Genomic DNA, 14,996 nt, shown 5'->3' on the forward strand with positions numbered 1-14,996 from the left:
GTCCCAGGTTAACCGTCCGCGCACGGGAGTTGACGGGTTTCGGTGGCCGCCGTCCGGTGAGCGCGGGGCGGGTGGGACGGATGGTGGAGGAGGTGCGGACGGGTGATCCGATGGCCCGGCGCGGCGGGCGGCGGCCCGGACGTCAGCCGTGGTGACGGCGGGGATGGCGGTCCGGCCCGGCCGGGGCGGGATCCGGTTGACGGTCCGCCGGAACGGGCGGACGGCACAGGTGTGACGGCGCCGGACCCCGGGAAGCACACCGGCACCACTCCGGTGCCGGTCGCCTTCACGAGGACGGGCGCCGGGCACCGAGGGGAACGGGGAGCGGATGCCGAAGGTGTTTCTGAGCTGGTCCGGGGAGCCGTCGCGGGTGTGCGCGGAGGCGCTGCACAACTGGCTGAAGTACTTCAACACGGCGATCGAGCCGTTCGTGTCGTCGGCGGACATCCGCAAGGGCGACCGTGGACTCCAGCGAATCGCCGAGCAGTTGGAGGGGTCGTCGTTCGGTGTCGTGTGCGTCACGCCGGGCAATCTGACCGCGCCGTGGATCAACTTCGAGTCGGGGGCGCTGTCCCGTCAGGTCAGCGAGGGGAAGGTGATCCCGTTCCTGCTGGGCGTGACCGTCGCGGAGCTGGTGGGCAGCCCGCTGGCGCAGTTCCAGGCGGTGAACGCCAACTCCCCTGCGGACGTGCTGGAGATGGTCAGGGCGATCAACGCGCGCTGTGAACCGGCCGCCGCCGAACAGACGGTGACGCACCTCTTCCAGAGGCTCTGGCCCGAGCTGGAGCAGACCCTCCAGGAGGTCGACCTGACGGCGGGCGCCGCCGCGCCCGTGGAGGCGGCACCGGCCGCCCCCACCGAGGCCGTCCTCAACGAGTTGCTCGTCCTGATCCGGGAGCAGGTCAACCGGATCACCGATCTGGAACGCGCGGTGGGCGCGCTGCGCTCCGGGGTCCACGCGGCGGACCGCAGGGGGGTGCCGTTCGGGGACCTGTACGACTCCGGGGCGTCCTCGCTCCGGCTGCTGGCGGAGAACCAGGTGCCCCGGCTCCTGTCCCCCGAGTCCCCGCCCCGCGCGGAGCCCCGGGAGGACGGCCCCGACTCCCCCGACCGCCGACGGTGACCCGGGGCGCGCGGACGCTGTTCGGTACCCGGCACGGTCTCGCCCTGCTGGCCCGCAACACGGCCGTCCCGTTCGGGGCGCTGGCCGGGGCGGCGCAGCTGTACCTGGCCCTGTGGCCGGACAGCGCGCTGCCCCGGGGGTGGAGCCTGCTGGCCATCGCCCTGGTGTCGCTGGTGGCGGGGGTGGCGGTCTCCTGGCCCCGCGACCGGATCGAACGGGCCTTCCGGCACCCGGACTTCACGGTGGCCCTGGAGATCGGCGACCTCTTCGACCAGGACGCCCATCTGGTGATCGGCTTCAACGACGCGTTCGACACCGACACCGCGGACGAGGTGCTGGTGGCCCGGCGCAGTGTGCAGGGGCAGTTGCTGCACCGGGTGTACGACGGGGAGGTGGCCCGGCTCGACGCCGAGCTGACGGCGGCGCTGGCCGGGGCGGAGCCCTCGGCGCGGGAGGAACGGGCGGCGAAACCCCTGGGCAAGCTCGACCGGTACCCGATCGGCACGGTGGCCGTGCTGGGCGGCCCGGCCCGGCGGTACTTCTGCACCGCGTACGGGCGGCTGTCGAACGACTACACGGTCAGCTCCGGGGTGGACGCCCTGTGGGGGAGCCTGGGGCGGCTGTGGACGGCGGTGCACCTCGGCGGGCGGCGGGAGGCCGTCGCGATGCCGGTGGTGGGGTCCGATCTGGCGCGGATCGACACCATGGACCACGGCGGGCTGGTGAAATTGATCCTGTTGTCGTTCGTCGCGCGGTCCCGACAGGGCGTGGTGTGCGAGAACCTGACGATCGTGGTCCATCCCAAGGACCGCGACCGGGTGGACATGCTCGAACTGGACGCGTTCCTGCGCAGTCTGTGAGTCCGGGCCGGGAACGGGCCGGGAAGGGGGGTGAGCGTGCCGTCCGTTCCCGGCGACCGCGAGGCCCGCCCGTACTTCTTCCTCAGCTACGCGCACACCCCGAGGTTCACCCCGGGGAGCGCGGACCCCGATCTGTGGATCGCCCGGGTCTACCAGGACCTGTGCTGGCGGATCATGGCGCTGACGGACCTGCCGGACGGGGTCGCGCCGGGGTTCATGGACCGGGAGACGCGCTCCGGCGACGACTGGTCGGAGCGGATCTCCCGGGCGCTCGCGGAGTGCCAGGTGTTCGTCCCGGTGTACTCACCCCGCTACTTCGCGAGCCCGACCTGCGGCCGGGAGTGGACGGCCTTCGCGCGGCGGACGGGGCCGGGCACCCCGGAGCGGCCGATCGTCCCCCTGCTGTGGGTGCCGGTGCGGGACGCGGCCCTCCCCCCGGCGGCACGTCACGTCCGGCACCTCGACCAGGAGTACGGGGAGGAGTACGCCGCCGAGGGACTGTACGCGCTGGTCAAGCTGAGTTATCTGCGCGGCGCCTACGAGCGGGCGCTCTCCGCGCTCGCCCGGAGCATCGTGCGGGCCGCGCGCCACGCCCCACCGCCGACCGGCCCACCGGTGGACTACCGGCTGCTGCCCAGCGCCTTCGACACCTCCTCGGGGGCACGACGGCTGCGGGTGGTGGTGGCCGCCCCGGACCGCTCGGGGCTGCCCGTGCGGCGCTCCCCCGACTCCTACGGCGGGCGCGGGTCCGACTGGAACCCGTACCCCGGGGAGTCCGACCGTCCGCTCGGCGACGTCACCGCGGAGCTGGCCGCCGCGCTGGACTACCGGGTCACCCAGGTGCCCTTCGAGGCCGCGGTGAAGGACCTGGTGGGAACAGGCGCGCCGATCGTGCCGACCGTGCTGCTCATCGACCGGTGGGCGCTGCGCGACGACCGGTTCCGGGAGCTGCTGGGCCAGGTCGACCGGGAGGCCGCGCCCTGGGTGAGCGTGGTCATCCCGTGGAACCCGGACGACCCCGACAACGGGACGCCCGACGCCCCCGGCCGGGCCGAGCTGGTCGCGGTGCTGCCCCGGGTGATGCAGCAGGGCCGGGCGGCCCTGCGGGCCGCGATCCACGGGGTGCCCACCCTGGAGGCGTTCCGCGCGCTGCTGCCGATGGTGGTGCAGGCGGCGGCCCAGTCGTACCTGCGGCACTCGCCCGCCCGACCGCCCGCCCGGCCGGGCGGTTTCCGGCCCCGGCTCCGGGGGCCGGTGACGGATGTCGCGGGCACCCGCCCGGCCGCCGCCATGGCGGACGCGGCCGACGAGGAACGGCCACCGGACGACACGGCCCCGGGGGGCGTCGATGGCTGACGGCGACCGGGACGGCCGGATCGTCACCTTCTACTCGTACAAGGGCGGCACCGGCCGCACCATGGCGCTGGCCAACACCGCGTGGATCCTCGCCTCCAACGGGCTGCGGGTGCTCATGGTGGACGGCGACCTGGAGGCGCCCGGGCTGCACCGGTACGTCCATCCGTTCCTGCCGCCCTCGACGCTCTCCTCGACGTCCGGGCTCGTCGACCTGCTCACCGACTACGTGGCGGTGGCCCGGGAGGGGGAGCGGCCGAGGACCGAGCTGATCCGCTGGCACGCCAGGACGCGTCCGCACGCGGTCTCCCTCGACTGGGCGTTCCCCGGCGGCGGTTCGCTGGACTTCGTGTCGGCGGGCCTCCAGGACCAGGACTACGTCACCGATCTGCTGTCGTTCGACTGGCCCGAGTTCACCCACCGGTTCGACGGGCTGGCGTTCGTCGAGGCGCTGCGCGCGGACATGGCCCGCCACTACGACTACGCCCTGATCGACAGCCGGTCGGGCATCGGCCATGTGGTCGCCCTGTGCACGATGGAACTGCCGGACGTCCTGGTCAACTGTTTCACCCCGGCCGACCAGAGCCTGGCCGGGGCCGTCCAGATGACCCGTTACATCGACCGTCACTCGGTCCGCGACCTCCGGATCCTGCCGGTTCCCACCCGGGTGGAGGTGGAGCACGGGTGGGCCGACCGGCTGGAGGCCGCCCGCGCCCTGACCCGGTCGTCGTTCGAGGGCTTCCCCCGGGGGCTCACCCCGGCCGGGGCGGACGCGTACTGGGCCGCCGTCGAGATCCCCTACCGCCCGGCGTACGCCTACGAGGAGACGCTCGCCGTGTTCCGGGACCCGACCGGTCAGCCGCAGGGTCTGCTCGCCTCCTTCGAACGCCTCACCTCCGTGATCACCGAGGGGCGGGTGCGGCGGCTGCCGCCGCTCGACGAGCAGGTGCGCCGCCGGACCCTGGAGGCGTTCGTCCGCCGACGGCCCCCCGCGCCCGCGCCGGTCGTCCTCGCCCATGTGCCGCAGGACCGGATGTGGGCGGACTGGGTCGGCTGGGTGCTGCGCCGGGCGGGCTTCCGGGTCCTGTCCCTCGCCGACGCCGCCGCCGACCCGGCGACGGCGGCACCGGGCGTCACTCCCAGGACGCTGGCCCTGCTGTCCACCTCGTTCCTGCGGGCACCCCAGTCGCGGACCCTTCACGAGGCGGTCGGCGCGCCCCGGCCGGACGGCCCCGGTCCGGCGTCCGCGCTGATCCCGCTGCGGATCGAACAGGTGCCGCCGTCACCTCCGTTCAGCCACCACGAATCCGTCGACCTGACCGTCCTCGACGAGGACGCGGCCCGGGAGGCACTGCTGCGCGCCCTCGGCTCCGAGGAACCCCCGGCCCCCGACCGGGAAGGCCGGGAGGAACGGGAGGCCCCGCCACCCCGTTTCCCCCGCCATGAGCCCGCGGTCTGGCACGTACCGCCCCGCCACGCCCTGTTCGTCGGCCGCGACCGCGTGCTGGACGCCCTGCACGACGCGCTGAGGGTCAGCGGAACGGTGGTGCTGCTGCCCGGCACGGACCGTCCGGGCGCCGGGCGCACCCAGCTGGCCGTCGAGTACTGTCACCGGTTCCGCGCGGACTACGACCTGGTGTGGTGGGTGCCCGCCGCGAGCCGTGAACTGGCCGCCGCCGCGCTCGCCCTGCTCGCCGAGCGGCTGGGGCTGCCGTGCGGGGACGGTCCGGAGGCCGCCGCCGCACGGGCCCGGGAGGCGTTGGACGGCGACCCGGCGATCGGCCGCTGGCTGCTGGTCCTTGACGACGCCCACGAGCCGGACGGGCTGGCGGACCTGCTGCCGGACGGTTCCGCGCCGGGCCCCGGGCACCTCCTCGTCCGCCCCCGTCCGGCCTCCGGGGAGCAGCCGGAGCCGTGGTCCGGGCACCATGAGCGGCTGGTGGTGGGCGCGTTCGGACGGGACGAGTCCGTCGAACTGCTGCGCCGGAGCGCACCCGGGCTGTGGTTCGAGGACGCCGACCGGATCGCGGAGCTGGCCGGGGACCGCCCCTTGGAGGTGACGCAGGCGGCGGCCTGGCTGTCCCGGACGGAGGGCGCGCGGGACGGTCCCCTGGGCGAGGCCTACGTCCGGGGGCTGCCGGAACGTCCGGACCGGATCACCGCGTTCGCGGTGGAGCACCTGGCCCGGCACTCCCCGGCGGCACTGCGGCTGCTGCTGGTGTGCGCGGTGATGGCCCGCCGCCCGGTGCCCCACCGGGTCGTGTACGGCGACGGCGTGCTGGAGGTCCTCCGGGCGTACGACCCGACCCTGCGCGAGCCGTTGCTGCTGGGGCGGGTGGTGCGGGAGCTGAGCCGACTGGGGCTCGCCGAGGTGGACCGGACGGCCCGGAGCCTGCGGATCCCGCCCGCGGTGCGGAGCACCCTCGTGGACCTCCACCCGGACGAGGTTCTCGCGACCGCCCGGCGGGAGGCGCGCCGGGCTCTGATCGCGGCGGCACCCCGTCCCGACGACGACGCGGACGCGGGGCCCGGGGGTCGACTGCCGTCCGACGAGTGGTGCGGGTTCGAGGACCTGTGGACGCATCTGCTGGCGACCGGGGCGGCCACCGCCCCGTCCACCGGAGCGGCCGACACCGACGACGAGGTGCGGGCCGCCCTGGTCGAGGGCGTCCGGCGGATCGCACGCCAAGGGGCGCCGGGACGGGCGCTGGAGCTGGGCCGTGCCTTCGACGTCCACTGGTCCGAGCACCTGGCGCGGACGCCCGCCCGGGGCAGCCGCCCCGCCACGACCGCCCGTACCGGGACCGGCACGGTCGCCGGGGACGCCCGGAGCCCTGAAGACCCCGGGACTCCCGGGAACCCAGAGGACACCGAAGCGGCGGTCGTGGAGCGACGGATCCTGCTGCTGCGCGCCCGGCTGGCCGCGGTGCTGCGGACGCTGGGCCGCCCCCGGGACGCCCACAGCCTCGACGCGGCGACCCTGGAGCGGCAGCGGCTGCTGCTGCCCGCCGGGCATCCGCATCTGCTGGCGACCCTGTGCGGACTCGCGGAGGACCTGCGGGCGCTGGGCGGCTTCCCGGCCGCGCTCAGGGCCGACGAGGAGGCCTCCGCCGGGTTCGCCGAGTCACTCGGTGAGGAGCACCCCCGGTCGCTGGCGGCGGCCGACGCGCTGGCCCTTTCGCTACGGCTGACCGGGGACGGCGCCGCCGCCGCCCGGCGGAACCGGGCCGCGCTCACCCATCGCACGGCGCTGCTGGGCCCGGCCCATCCGGCCACCTTGCGGGCGGCCCTGGCCCTGGGCCGGGACCTGCGGGACGCCGGGGACTTCCGGGGGTCGGCCCAGACCTTGAGGGCCGCGCTGGACGCCTCCGGTGACGGAACCTCACCGGACGTTCCCCGGATGATGATGGGGCTGGCGATGTCGCTGTGGCACACAGGGGAGTTCCGGACGGCAGCGGAGCTGGCGAAGGCGGCGCGCGGACGGTACGCCCCGTGCCCACCGGACGCCGACCCCGCCGCCCTCGCCTGTGATCTGGCCCTGACGGCGCTCCTCGCCGGGGCGGACGGCAACCCCCGGGAGACCCGGGACCGCACCCGCGAGCTGCTGGAGCGCTTCGCCCGCTCGCGCGGGGACCGTCACCCGGAGACCCTGGGCTGTGCCCACAACCTGGTGGTACGGCTGCGCGCGACCGAGGATTTCAAGGAGGCCGCCGGGCTGGCCGCGACGACCGTGCGCGAACTGGCGTCCGCCGTCGGCCCCGGCCACCCGCTGTCCCTGTGCGCCCGGGTCACGCACGCCAACACCCGTGCCGATCTCGGAAAGCTGGGACAGGCCAGGGAACTGGGTCGGGAACTGGTCGAGGAGTTGAGCCAGACGGCGGGGCCGTCCCATCCGGACACCGTGGCCGGGACGGTCAACCTCGCGGTCACCCTGCGGGACCTGGACGGCGGGCCGACGGCGGAGGCGGAACGGCTGCGGGACCGCGCGCTGGCCGAGTCCACCCGGCGGTGGGGCGCCGGACACCCCTGGTCCCGGGCGGCCGCCGGGTGGCTGCGCATCGACCGGGACCTGGAACCGCAGCTGCCCACCTGAACCTTCTGCCGGATCCGCCGCCCGGGGAACCGCCGGTTCCCCGACTCCTTTGATCCGGACGGCGGTTGGTGCACCATGTGCGGACGACGAACGGACGTACGACAGGCGGGGCTGGGAACGGATGACGACACGCAGGGTGTTCCTCTCGGCGGGCGCGGGGGCCGTGGCCGCCGTGGGGACGGGAACGGCGGGCGCGGCGCACGCGGCGGGCGGCGGTCCGGCGGACACGGCCGCCGGTACGGCGGGGACGGCGGGCGGTACGGCGGCCGGGCCCGGGTACGAGGTGCCGCTGGGCATCGCCATGGAGGGCTACCCGAGCGCCTTCCCGGTGCGCTTCCTGCGGCGGGTCGACCGGGGCGAGACCGTGAACATGGCCTACCTGGACGTGCCGCCCTCCGGAGGCACCCCGTCCGGCCGCACGGTGCTGCTGCTGCACGGGAAGAACTTCGACGGGGGCGCCTGGGCGCCCACCGCGCGGGCGTTCGCCCGGGCGGGCCACCGGGTCGTGGTGCCGGACCAGATCGGTTTCGGCCGGTCCTCGAAACCCGCCCTGGACTACTCCTTCGAAGGACTGGCCGACCACACGGCGGCGCTCCTCGACCACCTCGGCGTGGCGGAGGCGGACGTCGTCGGACACTCGATGGGCGGCATGCTCGGAGTGCGCTTCGCGCTGACGCACCCGGCCCGCACCCGACGGCTGGTGCTGGCGAACCCGGTGGGCCTGGAGGACTACCGGGAGCTGGTCCCCGCGCACACCACCGAGCGGCTGTTCGCCGACGAACTGCGCAACACCGATCTGACGGCCATCCGCGCGTTCTACCGGTCGTACGTGGTGACCTGGCGCCGGGCCTACGAGCGGAACGTGGAACTGCGCTACCGGGTCACGCTGAGCGGCGAGTACCCGCGCTGGGCGATGGCCTCGGCGCTGACCTACCAGATGGCCTACCACCAGCCGGTGGTGCACGACCTGCCGTCGCTGCGGACGCCGGTGCTGCTGGTCATCGGCCAGGAGGACCGGGCGGCGGTCGGCAAGTCGTACGCGGCCCCGGAGGACCGCGCCAGGCTGGGGAACTTCCCGGTGCTGGGCAGACGCGCGGCGGCGGCGATCCCGGGCTCCCGGCTGCTGGAACTGCCCGGCGTGGGCCACCTCCCCCAACTGGAGGCCAAGCGGCGCTTCGAGCGCGAAGTGCTGTCCTTCCTCGCCACCGGGTCCTGAGCGGACCGTCACACGGACGGCCGGGCGGGCGGACCGTCCGGGTGACGGTCGTCGGGCGGGCGGGCCGGAGGGAACGGGGCGTGACCGCCGCTCCCGGCCGGCCCGTCACGACCGGCCCCGGCTTCGTCGATCTCTGAGGACTGCGTTCGCCGACGGCTTCCGAAGGTGTTTGGTGATCAACCGGGTCCGCGGTTGTCGATCAGAAATGACGGCACTTGCGAGTCACGAACACGGGCGACTGGTGCCACTGGGCCTTGGCCCGCCTGCGGCTTCGGCTGGCGGGTCCCACGTGAGTCCTTCCTTCTCCAGGCTGTCGAGAATCCACTTCTGGCCGGTCCGTCCCGCGACCGCCCAGGTGTATTCCATGGACCGGAGGCGCTTCCGGCGCAGGTGCCATCGCTTCGTTCGCGCACGAGATCCCGCCAGGTTGTGCACGAGATCGGCAAGCCAAGCGATGCAGGCGACGTAGTCGTCGCCCATCCACTCGTAGAAGGGCTCCCGGCGCCGGGCCATGGCGCGAATCTGGATCACAGCCAGATAGGTCAGCAATCTTGCTGCCTCGTCATCGTCTATCGCTCTCATGACTCACCCCGGTCCCCTTGTGCCCATAGCACTGTATGACCACCTGAAGGGGCTGCTGGGAAACGTCCGGAACGACGGGCCCGCAGGTGGTGGACCGCCCCGGGTCAGAGCCAGACGTGCAGGACGTCCTCGTCCTCGGGGTCGACGGCCACCCGGGCCCCGGCGGCGGTCAGGGCCGCCGCGTACCGGCGCGACTCCACGGACTCGTCCAGGGGCTCGACGCCGGGTGAGGGGTCCGGGCGGTCCGCCATCGCGAAGGAGACTTCGAGACGCCCCGCGTCCGCGTCACCGTCGTCACGGACCCGGAAGCCGTCGTCCCAGGGGTCCGCCTCGCGGCATCCGGCCCGCCGGAGGACCTCCCGGGCCCTTTCGGCGCCGCTGTCCGGTGGCCCCGCCCGCCGGGGCCCGGGCGGGCGCAGCAGGGAGCGGCCCGTCTCGACGGCCGTCAGGACCTCCCGGGCGCCGGGCTCCGGCCAGAGGGCCGGGTCGAGGGCCCGGAACGCCCTCGTCGACACCGTGCCGAGCCCGGGAACGGGCTCCCCGTCGAGGTCGTGGGCCTCCCCCACCCAGCCGTTCACCCGGACCCGCCCGGGGTCCGCGACCCGCACCCGGCGCGAGACGACCAGTTCGGCCGTCAGGGCGCCGTGGAACTCGGTCAGATGCCATTCGGAGAAGACGACTTCCGCGCGGGCCGGGCCCCGGACGACCGTACGGCCGTGGGGGTGCGTGCCCACGACGGTCCGTTCCACCGTCAGTCCGCCCTCGATCAGGACGTGGCTCCCGGCGGTGGCGAGGTTCCCGGCCCGTAGCCCGCCCCGGACCCAGAGGAACGGGCCGAAGTCCCCTTCCCGGTTGGCCACGTGGCCGACGACGGTCAGGTCACCGTCCACCACGACGCCCAGGAAGGCGTCCGGGCTCCGCTTCGGCAGGCCCGTCCAGGAGTCGAGGGCCCGGAAGTCGAGCGGCAGGTCCGTCACCCGGGCCGCCCCCTCCACCAGGACCACCTCGTCGTCGCCGGACGCGTGGTCCAGCGCGAAGCGGGAGCGCAGCCCGTACCATTCGTCCGCCTCGTCCAGGGTGATCGCCCTGATGTCCTTGACGCCCCGCACACCCGTCGTCCCCATCCCCGCCCCCGTCATCGTCGCCCTGCGTTCCCCCGTCCCCGGCGGCCTTCGCCGGCCCCGGCTGACCGGCCGGCCGGCCGCGCCCCGGCGGCGCTCAGAGCAGCGCGCCCACGACCGCCTTCCCCTCGGCGGCGGCGGAGGCGAGGAACGTCCGCACCAGCTCGTCGCCGCCGGCCGCCCGGGCGACGGCCCGGACCCCGTCCGGGCCGACCGCGAAGAACCCTCCGCCGTCGGAGTCGTGGCCGATTTCCTCGCCGATCCGGTGGGCGGTGGTCAGCCAGTGGTCGTGGTCGACGGTCTCCTCCCCGGGGAAGAACTGGTACTCAAGGGAGTCCTCGTCCCGGTCGAACCCGGCGGGCGGCGCGGCGCCCTCCTCGTCGGAGAACAGGTCGAGGAGGGCGTCGGGCCGCTCGCGCAGGTCCGGCAGGAGAACGGGGCTGACTTTGGCCAGGCGCATCCAGAACGACATGCGCGGAGCTTAACCAGCCCCTCTGACATCGCCCGCCGGTGTCCGTCCTCCCGTCCTCCCTCAGGCCGTCGGGCAGAGCGCGGCGAGCCTCACGGAGCCCCCGGCGTTCTCGTCGTCGGTGCCGAGGACGGCCCCGGTGGCGGTGCCGCAGCCCAGTGCCTCGATCTTGTGGCCCGGGAACACCGCGAGCCGCCGGGGACGGGCGGCGGGCGCCGGACTCGGACCGTCCGGGCCGCCCGTGACCAGGCGTCCGGCGTCGTACACCGCCGAGTCGAAGGGACCGTCGTTGCCGGGGTCGGAGGCGGAGGTCACCGTCAGCCGCCCGGCCGGGGAGACCGCCAGGTCGCTGATGTGCCGGACGTCCGCCGCCGGGTAGGAGACCCGTACCGGCGCGGAGCTCCGGGGTCCGAAGGACAGGCTCCCCCAGTCGAGGGCGGCGGCGTTCAGCACGGCCGGGTCCTCGTCCTGGCCCCGGTGGGCCCAGACCGCCGTCAGCCCGCCGAACGGGGTCCCCGTGAGGGCGAACGCCTCGTAGTTGTCACCGGTGGGCGACCAGCTGCCGTCCCCGGTCGCGGCCGGGGAACCGGGCAGCGTGAACTGCCGCAGCGCCCAGACCGAGTCGCCCGCCAGCCGCAGGTGGTAGCCACGGCCCGAACTCTCCAGCGCGACGAACTCCCCCCGGACGCCGGGCACGGCGGTGAGCGCCTCCAGGTCCACGGGGTCCCGGTCGCCCTCCCAGCGCAGGACGCTCGCGGAGGGGGCGAGGCCGGTGGTGAACCGGACCAGGGAGACCTTGGGTTCCGCCGGGTGCTTGTTGTCGTGGACCACCAGCACGTCCGTTCCGGCGGGGGTGCCCTCCCCGGTGGGGGCGGCGCCGCTGATCCCCGCGGTGATGCCCTCCCCGGTCGGTGACCAGCCGTCCTGGCCGGGGGCGGTGGGCGCCGCCGTGGCGGGGGTGACGAGGGCGAGTCCGCCGAGCAGGGCGGCGGCGAGGGTTCGGGTGACACGTCGTCCATTCACCCGGCGCACCCTAGGGCGGCGCCCCGGCCCGCCCGTCCCGGCCCACCGGCCCTTGCGCCGATCGGCGGTACCGCCTTCATCCCGAGCCCCCCCGGGACCGGGACGGAGGCCGTACAGCCGTCGGCTCCCGGGGCGCCCGGCCGTCCCGGTCCCGGTGGGGGCGGGGAACGGTCACCGTCCCCCGGGTCCAAGGGCGTTGTCAGTGGCGGAACCTAGGGTGATCTCCTACGCAACGGCTCGAACGGGAGTACAGAACAGTGCGGAGAGAACGACACGCGGTGGGGCAGGCCCAGGTCCCGGCCGTCCTGGACGACGCCACCAACCGCATCGTCCGTCTGGTGATCTCCAGTTCGAAGGCGGGGCGGATGACCGCCTCGGTGTGGTCGTCGATCTCCGACGAGTTCCTCGACTACCTCGGCGCCCTGTCCGTCGCGGACCCGTCGCTCGACTCCCCCGAGGCGCGCGCCGTGCTGGAGGCCGCCGCCGAATCCGCCGCGGGCGCCGTGCAGTTCGCCGCGTACTGGCCGCACGTCTCCTTCAGCGTCTTCCTCGACTACGTCAACTTCGGGATGGGGTACGAGCCGGGCGAGGGCGAACCGGATGAGGACGGGCCGGAGGGGGTGACGGCGGGAGGGTGGCTGGACGCCTTCTGCCTGGCGGTCCTCACCGACCGGACCCGGCGCCACGGCGAGGCGTTCCACTTCGCGCGCGAGGACGACCGGCGCGCACGGCGGGGCGAGCCGTTGGCGGAGCTGATCCACGGTCTGATGGTGTACGTACTGGACGATCTGGACGACGAGGACGCCCCTTACCCGCCGTCGGCGGACCACAAGCGGGCCGCGCTGGACGAGGCGCTCGCCCGGGTCCGCGCCCGGGAGGAGGCCGGGTCCTCCCCGGCAGGGGAACATCCGCACACCATCGCGCTCGCCGCGCTGCGGGCCCTGGCGGCCGGGGACCGGGCGGGCTTCGGGGAGTGTCTGACACGGCTGCTGACGGCGCCCGGGGTCCGGCCCGGCCCGGGCGGCGGGCCCGCGAGCCTGCTGCCGCTGCTGCCGTTGGCGCTCGCCGCGCTCGGCTACCGGAACGAGGGCTGGTGGCCGCCGCTGGAGACCGACTACCTGCCCCGCGCCCTGGTCACCGGTTTCGAGGGAGCGGGGCCCCGGGTCGGGGCCTACGGACGGGACCGGCGTCCCGACGCGGTCGCGGAACTCGCCGTCCGGCACCTGGTGGTGGACCGGCCCGGCGACGGGACGGGCCCGGGGACGGACGGGGAGCGTCTGCCGCGGCACAGCCGGTGGAGGGCCGACGGCCGCCCGCTGGACGCCGGTGCCTGGCAGCGCGCGATGGCGCACGCGCTGATCGACGGGAACCGCGAGGAGCTGGCCCCGCTGGTCGTCGACGGCGAACGCGCCCTGGAGGGCGATCCGTCGGCGTTCGCGGCCTACCGCCGGGCCCTGCTCGCCTATCTGCGCGCGGACGACCCCGTCCCCGCCGTGGACGAGGCGCTGGCCGTCCAGGAGCGGTCCCGGGACTGGGGGTTCGCGATGCCTCCGATCGTGCTGCTGTCACAGTTGGCGGAGGGGGACGAGGAGAGCTTCAACCTCGCCCTGGCCGACGCCCTGGAACGGCACCGCGACCACTACCGGGTGGCGGACCGGCCGCGGGACCCCGACGCCGCCCTCGACCTCGATGTGCTGGCCCTGGCCTGCCACGCCCGACGGCACCGGGGCTGGGCGATACGGGTGGACTCCCCGTACCTGCCCTCCGCGCGGCCGGCCGCGAGGGCACCGCTGTCGTCCGGCTGACGGTGTCCGGGGACGCGTCCCCCTCGGTGCGCCGTCCCCTCCGGGCGGCGTCCCCCGGGGAGCCGCCCGGTCCGGGTCCTTCCCGGGGCTGAGGGGCCCTCCGCCTCCCGGCGGTCCGGTGCCGACTCCGGGGGGACGCGGCCGGGGTGGCGTACGGGCGAGCCTGGCGGGGTGAACACACACGACACCGCCGGCCCGATGCCGGCCGCCGTCCCCCGCCGCGTCGTCCTCGCCGCCCACGCCGTCCCCCTGGTCGTGCTGCCCTCCGGGCTGTGGCGCGTCGGGGTGCTGCTCGCCCTGCCCGGCTTCGGCACCGCCGAGGCCCGGGCGCAGCACTGGCACACCGACCTCTACATGGTCGTCCTGGCCGTGTTGTCCGAGGGGCTCGCGCTGCTGACCCTGGGGCTGGTGAGGCCCTGGGGCGAGGTGGTGCCGGGCTGGGTCCCGGTGATCGGGGGGTGGCGGCCCCGTCGACGGGCGGTGACCGCCACGGCCCTGACCGGTGCCCTGGCCCTGACCGTCCTCACCGTGGGCTTCGCGGTCTCGCTCGCCGTGAGCGACTTCCCTCCCGGGCACAGCGCGGTCGAGCAGGCGCTGCTCTCCCTCTGCTATCTGCCGCTGCTGGCCTGGGGGCCGCTGCTGGCCGTGGTGGCGCTCGCGTACCACCGGCGCGGGGCCCCGGGACGGACGCGGGGAGCGTGACCGTCCCGACCGGCCCGGGAGGCGGGGGCCCGGGCCGGTCGTCCGTGGGGCGCGGGTGTCCGGGCCGGTCCGTGGGGGCGTTTCGCGACAACTTCGCCTCCGGAGCGCGGAGTCCGGCCGGGGCGCGGTCCCGTGCCGGGGCGCCCCGGCGGGCGTTCCGGGCGCTTCCGAGCCCCTGGGCGGAACGGATCACAACAGGCCATGGCCGTCGGAGGCACCCTGTCGCGGCCGGGAGTAGACGCCCTACGCTGGAAAGCGCAGTCGGTTCGCGTCACCGTTCGCGGGGACGCGTCGCAAGAGGGAACCCGGTGCGAATCCGGGACTGTCCCGCAGCGGTGAGTGGGAACGAAAGCCGTCACGGCACTGGCTCCTTCCGGGGCCGGGAAGCGACGGCCGGTAGGAAGGCGCCCCCGCGGGGCACGTGCCCACGAGTCCGAAGACCTGCCACTGCGCGCGTGCCCCGACGGCACGCGCTGTCCACGGCGGCCCCGAGGGCTGGGTCAGCGGTGCGGGCGGGCCGTCATGTGCGCGCGGCGGGTCCGCTCCCCCTGTCCCCGTCGTCCGGGCCCGGGCGACGAGGAGGAACGCGTTCGTGACCGGTGGCGACAGCAGTCCGTCCGTACGGCCGTCCGCGGTGGCCCCGCCGCGC

11 protein-coding genes and 1 riboswitch are annotated in these 14,996 nt (G+C 75.1%); of the genes, 7 read left to right on the forward strand and 4 right to left on the reverse strand.

Annotated elements, in window-relative coordinates; translation table 11 throughout:
• Nucleotides 1–328: 328 nt before the first annotated feature.
• The 5 genes from ACVWNX_RS02830 to ACVWNX_RS02850 all read left to right on the forward strand — a co-directional run bounded on the left by ACVWNX_RS02830 (nt 329) and on the right by ACVWNX_RS02850 (nt 8,645).
• Nucleotides 329–1,123: a toll/interleukin-1 receptor domain-containing protein gene (locus tag ACVWNX_RS02830; RefSeq protein ID WP_454412254.1), complete on the forward strand. Its 795-nt coding sequence runs from the start codon at nt 329–331 to the stop codon at nt 1,121–1,123.
• The gene (locus tag ACVWNX_RS02835) at nt 1,120–1,983 is read left to right on the forward strand and encodes a macro domain-containing protein (RefSeq protein ID WP_454412255.1); all 864 of its coding nucleotides are present in this window, start codon (nt 1,120–1,122) and stop codon (nt 1,981–1,983) included. Before ACVWNX_RS02830 ends, ACVWNX_RS02835 begins: the two co-directional genes overlap by 4 nt.
• A gap of 36 nt (nt 1,984–2,019) precedes the next feature.
• Complete coding sequence (locus ACVWNX_RS02840; RefSeq protein WP_454412256.1) at nt 2,020–3,339, forward strand: TIR-like protein FxsC; 1,320 nt, start codon at nt 2,020–2,022, stop codon at nt 3,337–3,339.
• A complete protein-coding gene (gene fxsT, locus ACVWNX_RS02845) occupies nt 3,332–7,429 on the forward strand; it encodes an FxSxx-COOH system tetratricopeptide repeat protein (protein WP_454412257.1) in 4,098 nt (1,365 codons plus the stop codon). The genes ACVWNX_RS02840 and fxsT overlap by 8 nt, the downstream gene beginning before the upstream one ends.
• A 121-nt stretch (nt 7,430–7,550) precedes the next feature.
• A complete protein-coding gene (locus ACVWNX_RS02850; protein WP_454412258.1) occupies nt 7,551–8,645 on the forward strand; it encodes an alpha/beta fold hydrolase in 1,095 nt (364 codons plus the stop codon).
• A gap of 222 nt (nt 8,646–8,867) precedes the next feature.
• Here the strand turns inward: ACVWNX_RS02850 and ACVWNX_RS02855 are convergent, their stop codons facing one another.
• From ACVWNX_RS02855 to ACVWNX_RS02870, 4 genes are all read right to left on the reverse strand, one after another.
• Complete coding sequence (locus tag ACVWNX_RS02855) at nt 8,868–9,194, reverse strand: hypothetical protein (protein ID WP_454412259.1); 327 nt, start codon at nt 9,192–9,194, stop codon at nt 8,868–8,870.
• A 137-nt stretch (nt 9,195–9,331) separates the two neighbouring features.
• Complete coding sequence (locus tag ACVWNX_RS02860; protein WP_454412260.1) at nt 9,332–10,351, reverse strand: hypothetical protein; 1,020 nt, start codon at nt 10,349–10,351, stop codon at nt 9,332–9,334.
• A 94-nt stretch (nt 10,352–10,445) separates the two neighbouring features.
• Nucleotides 10,446–10,820 (reverse strand): hypothetical protein, encoded by a 375-nt coding sequence (locus ACVWNX_RS02865; RefSeq protein ID WP_454412261.1) that lies wholly within the window; start codon nt 10,818–10,820, stop codon nt 10,446–10,448.
• A 60-nt stretch (nt 10,821–10,880) separates the two neighbouring features.
• Nucleotides 10,881–11,840: a hypothetical protein gene (locus ACVWNX_RS02870; protein WP_454412262.1), complete on the reverse strand. Its 960-nt coding sequence runs from the start codon at nt 11,838–11,840 to the stop codon at nt 10,881–10,883.
• A 278-nt stretch (nt 11,841–12,118) separates the two neighbouring features.
• On the opposite strand from ACVWNX_RS02870, the gene ACVWNX_RS02875 reads away from it, so the two are divergent.
• Nucleotides 12,119–13,645, forward strand: a complete 1,527-nt coding sequence (locus tag ACVWNX_RS02875; RefSeq protein ID WP_454412263.1) for an immunity 49 family protein — start codon at nt 12,119–12,121, stop codon at nt 13,643–13,645.
• A 171-nt stretch (nt 13,646–13,816) separates the two neighbouring features.
• Nucleotides 13,817–14,347: a hypothetical protein gene (locus ACVWNX_RS02880; RefSeq protein ID WP_454412264.1), complete on the forward strand. Its 531-nt coding sequence runs from the start codon at nt 13,817–13,819 to the stop codon at nt 14,345–14,347.
• A gap of 244 nt (nt 14,348–14,591) precedes the next feature.
• A riboswitch (cobalamin riboswitch) is annotated at nt 14,592–14,810 on the forward strand.
• Nucleotides 14,811–14,996: the final 186 nt, after the last annotated feature.

The organism is Streptomyces sp. JNUCC 64 (genome assembly GCF_054484115.1).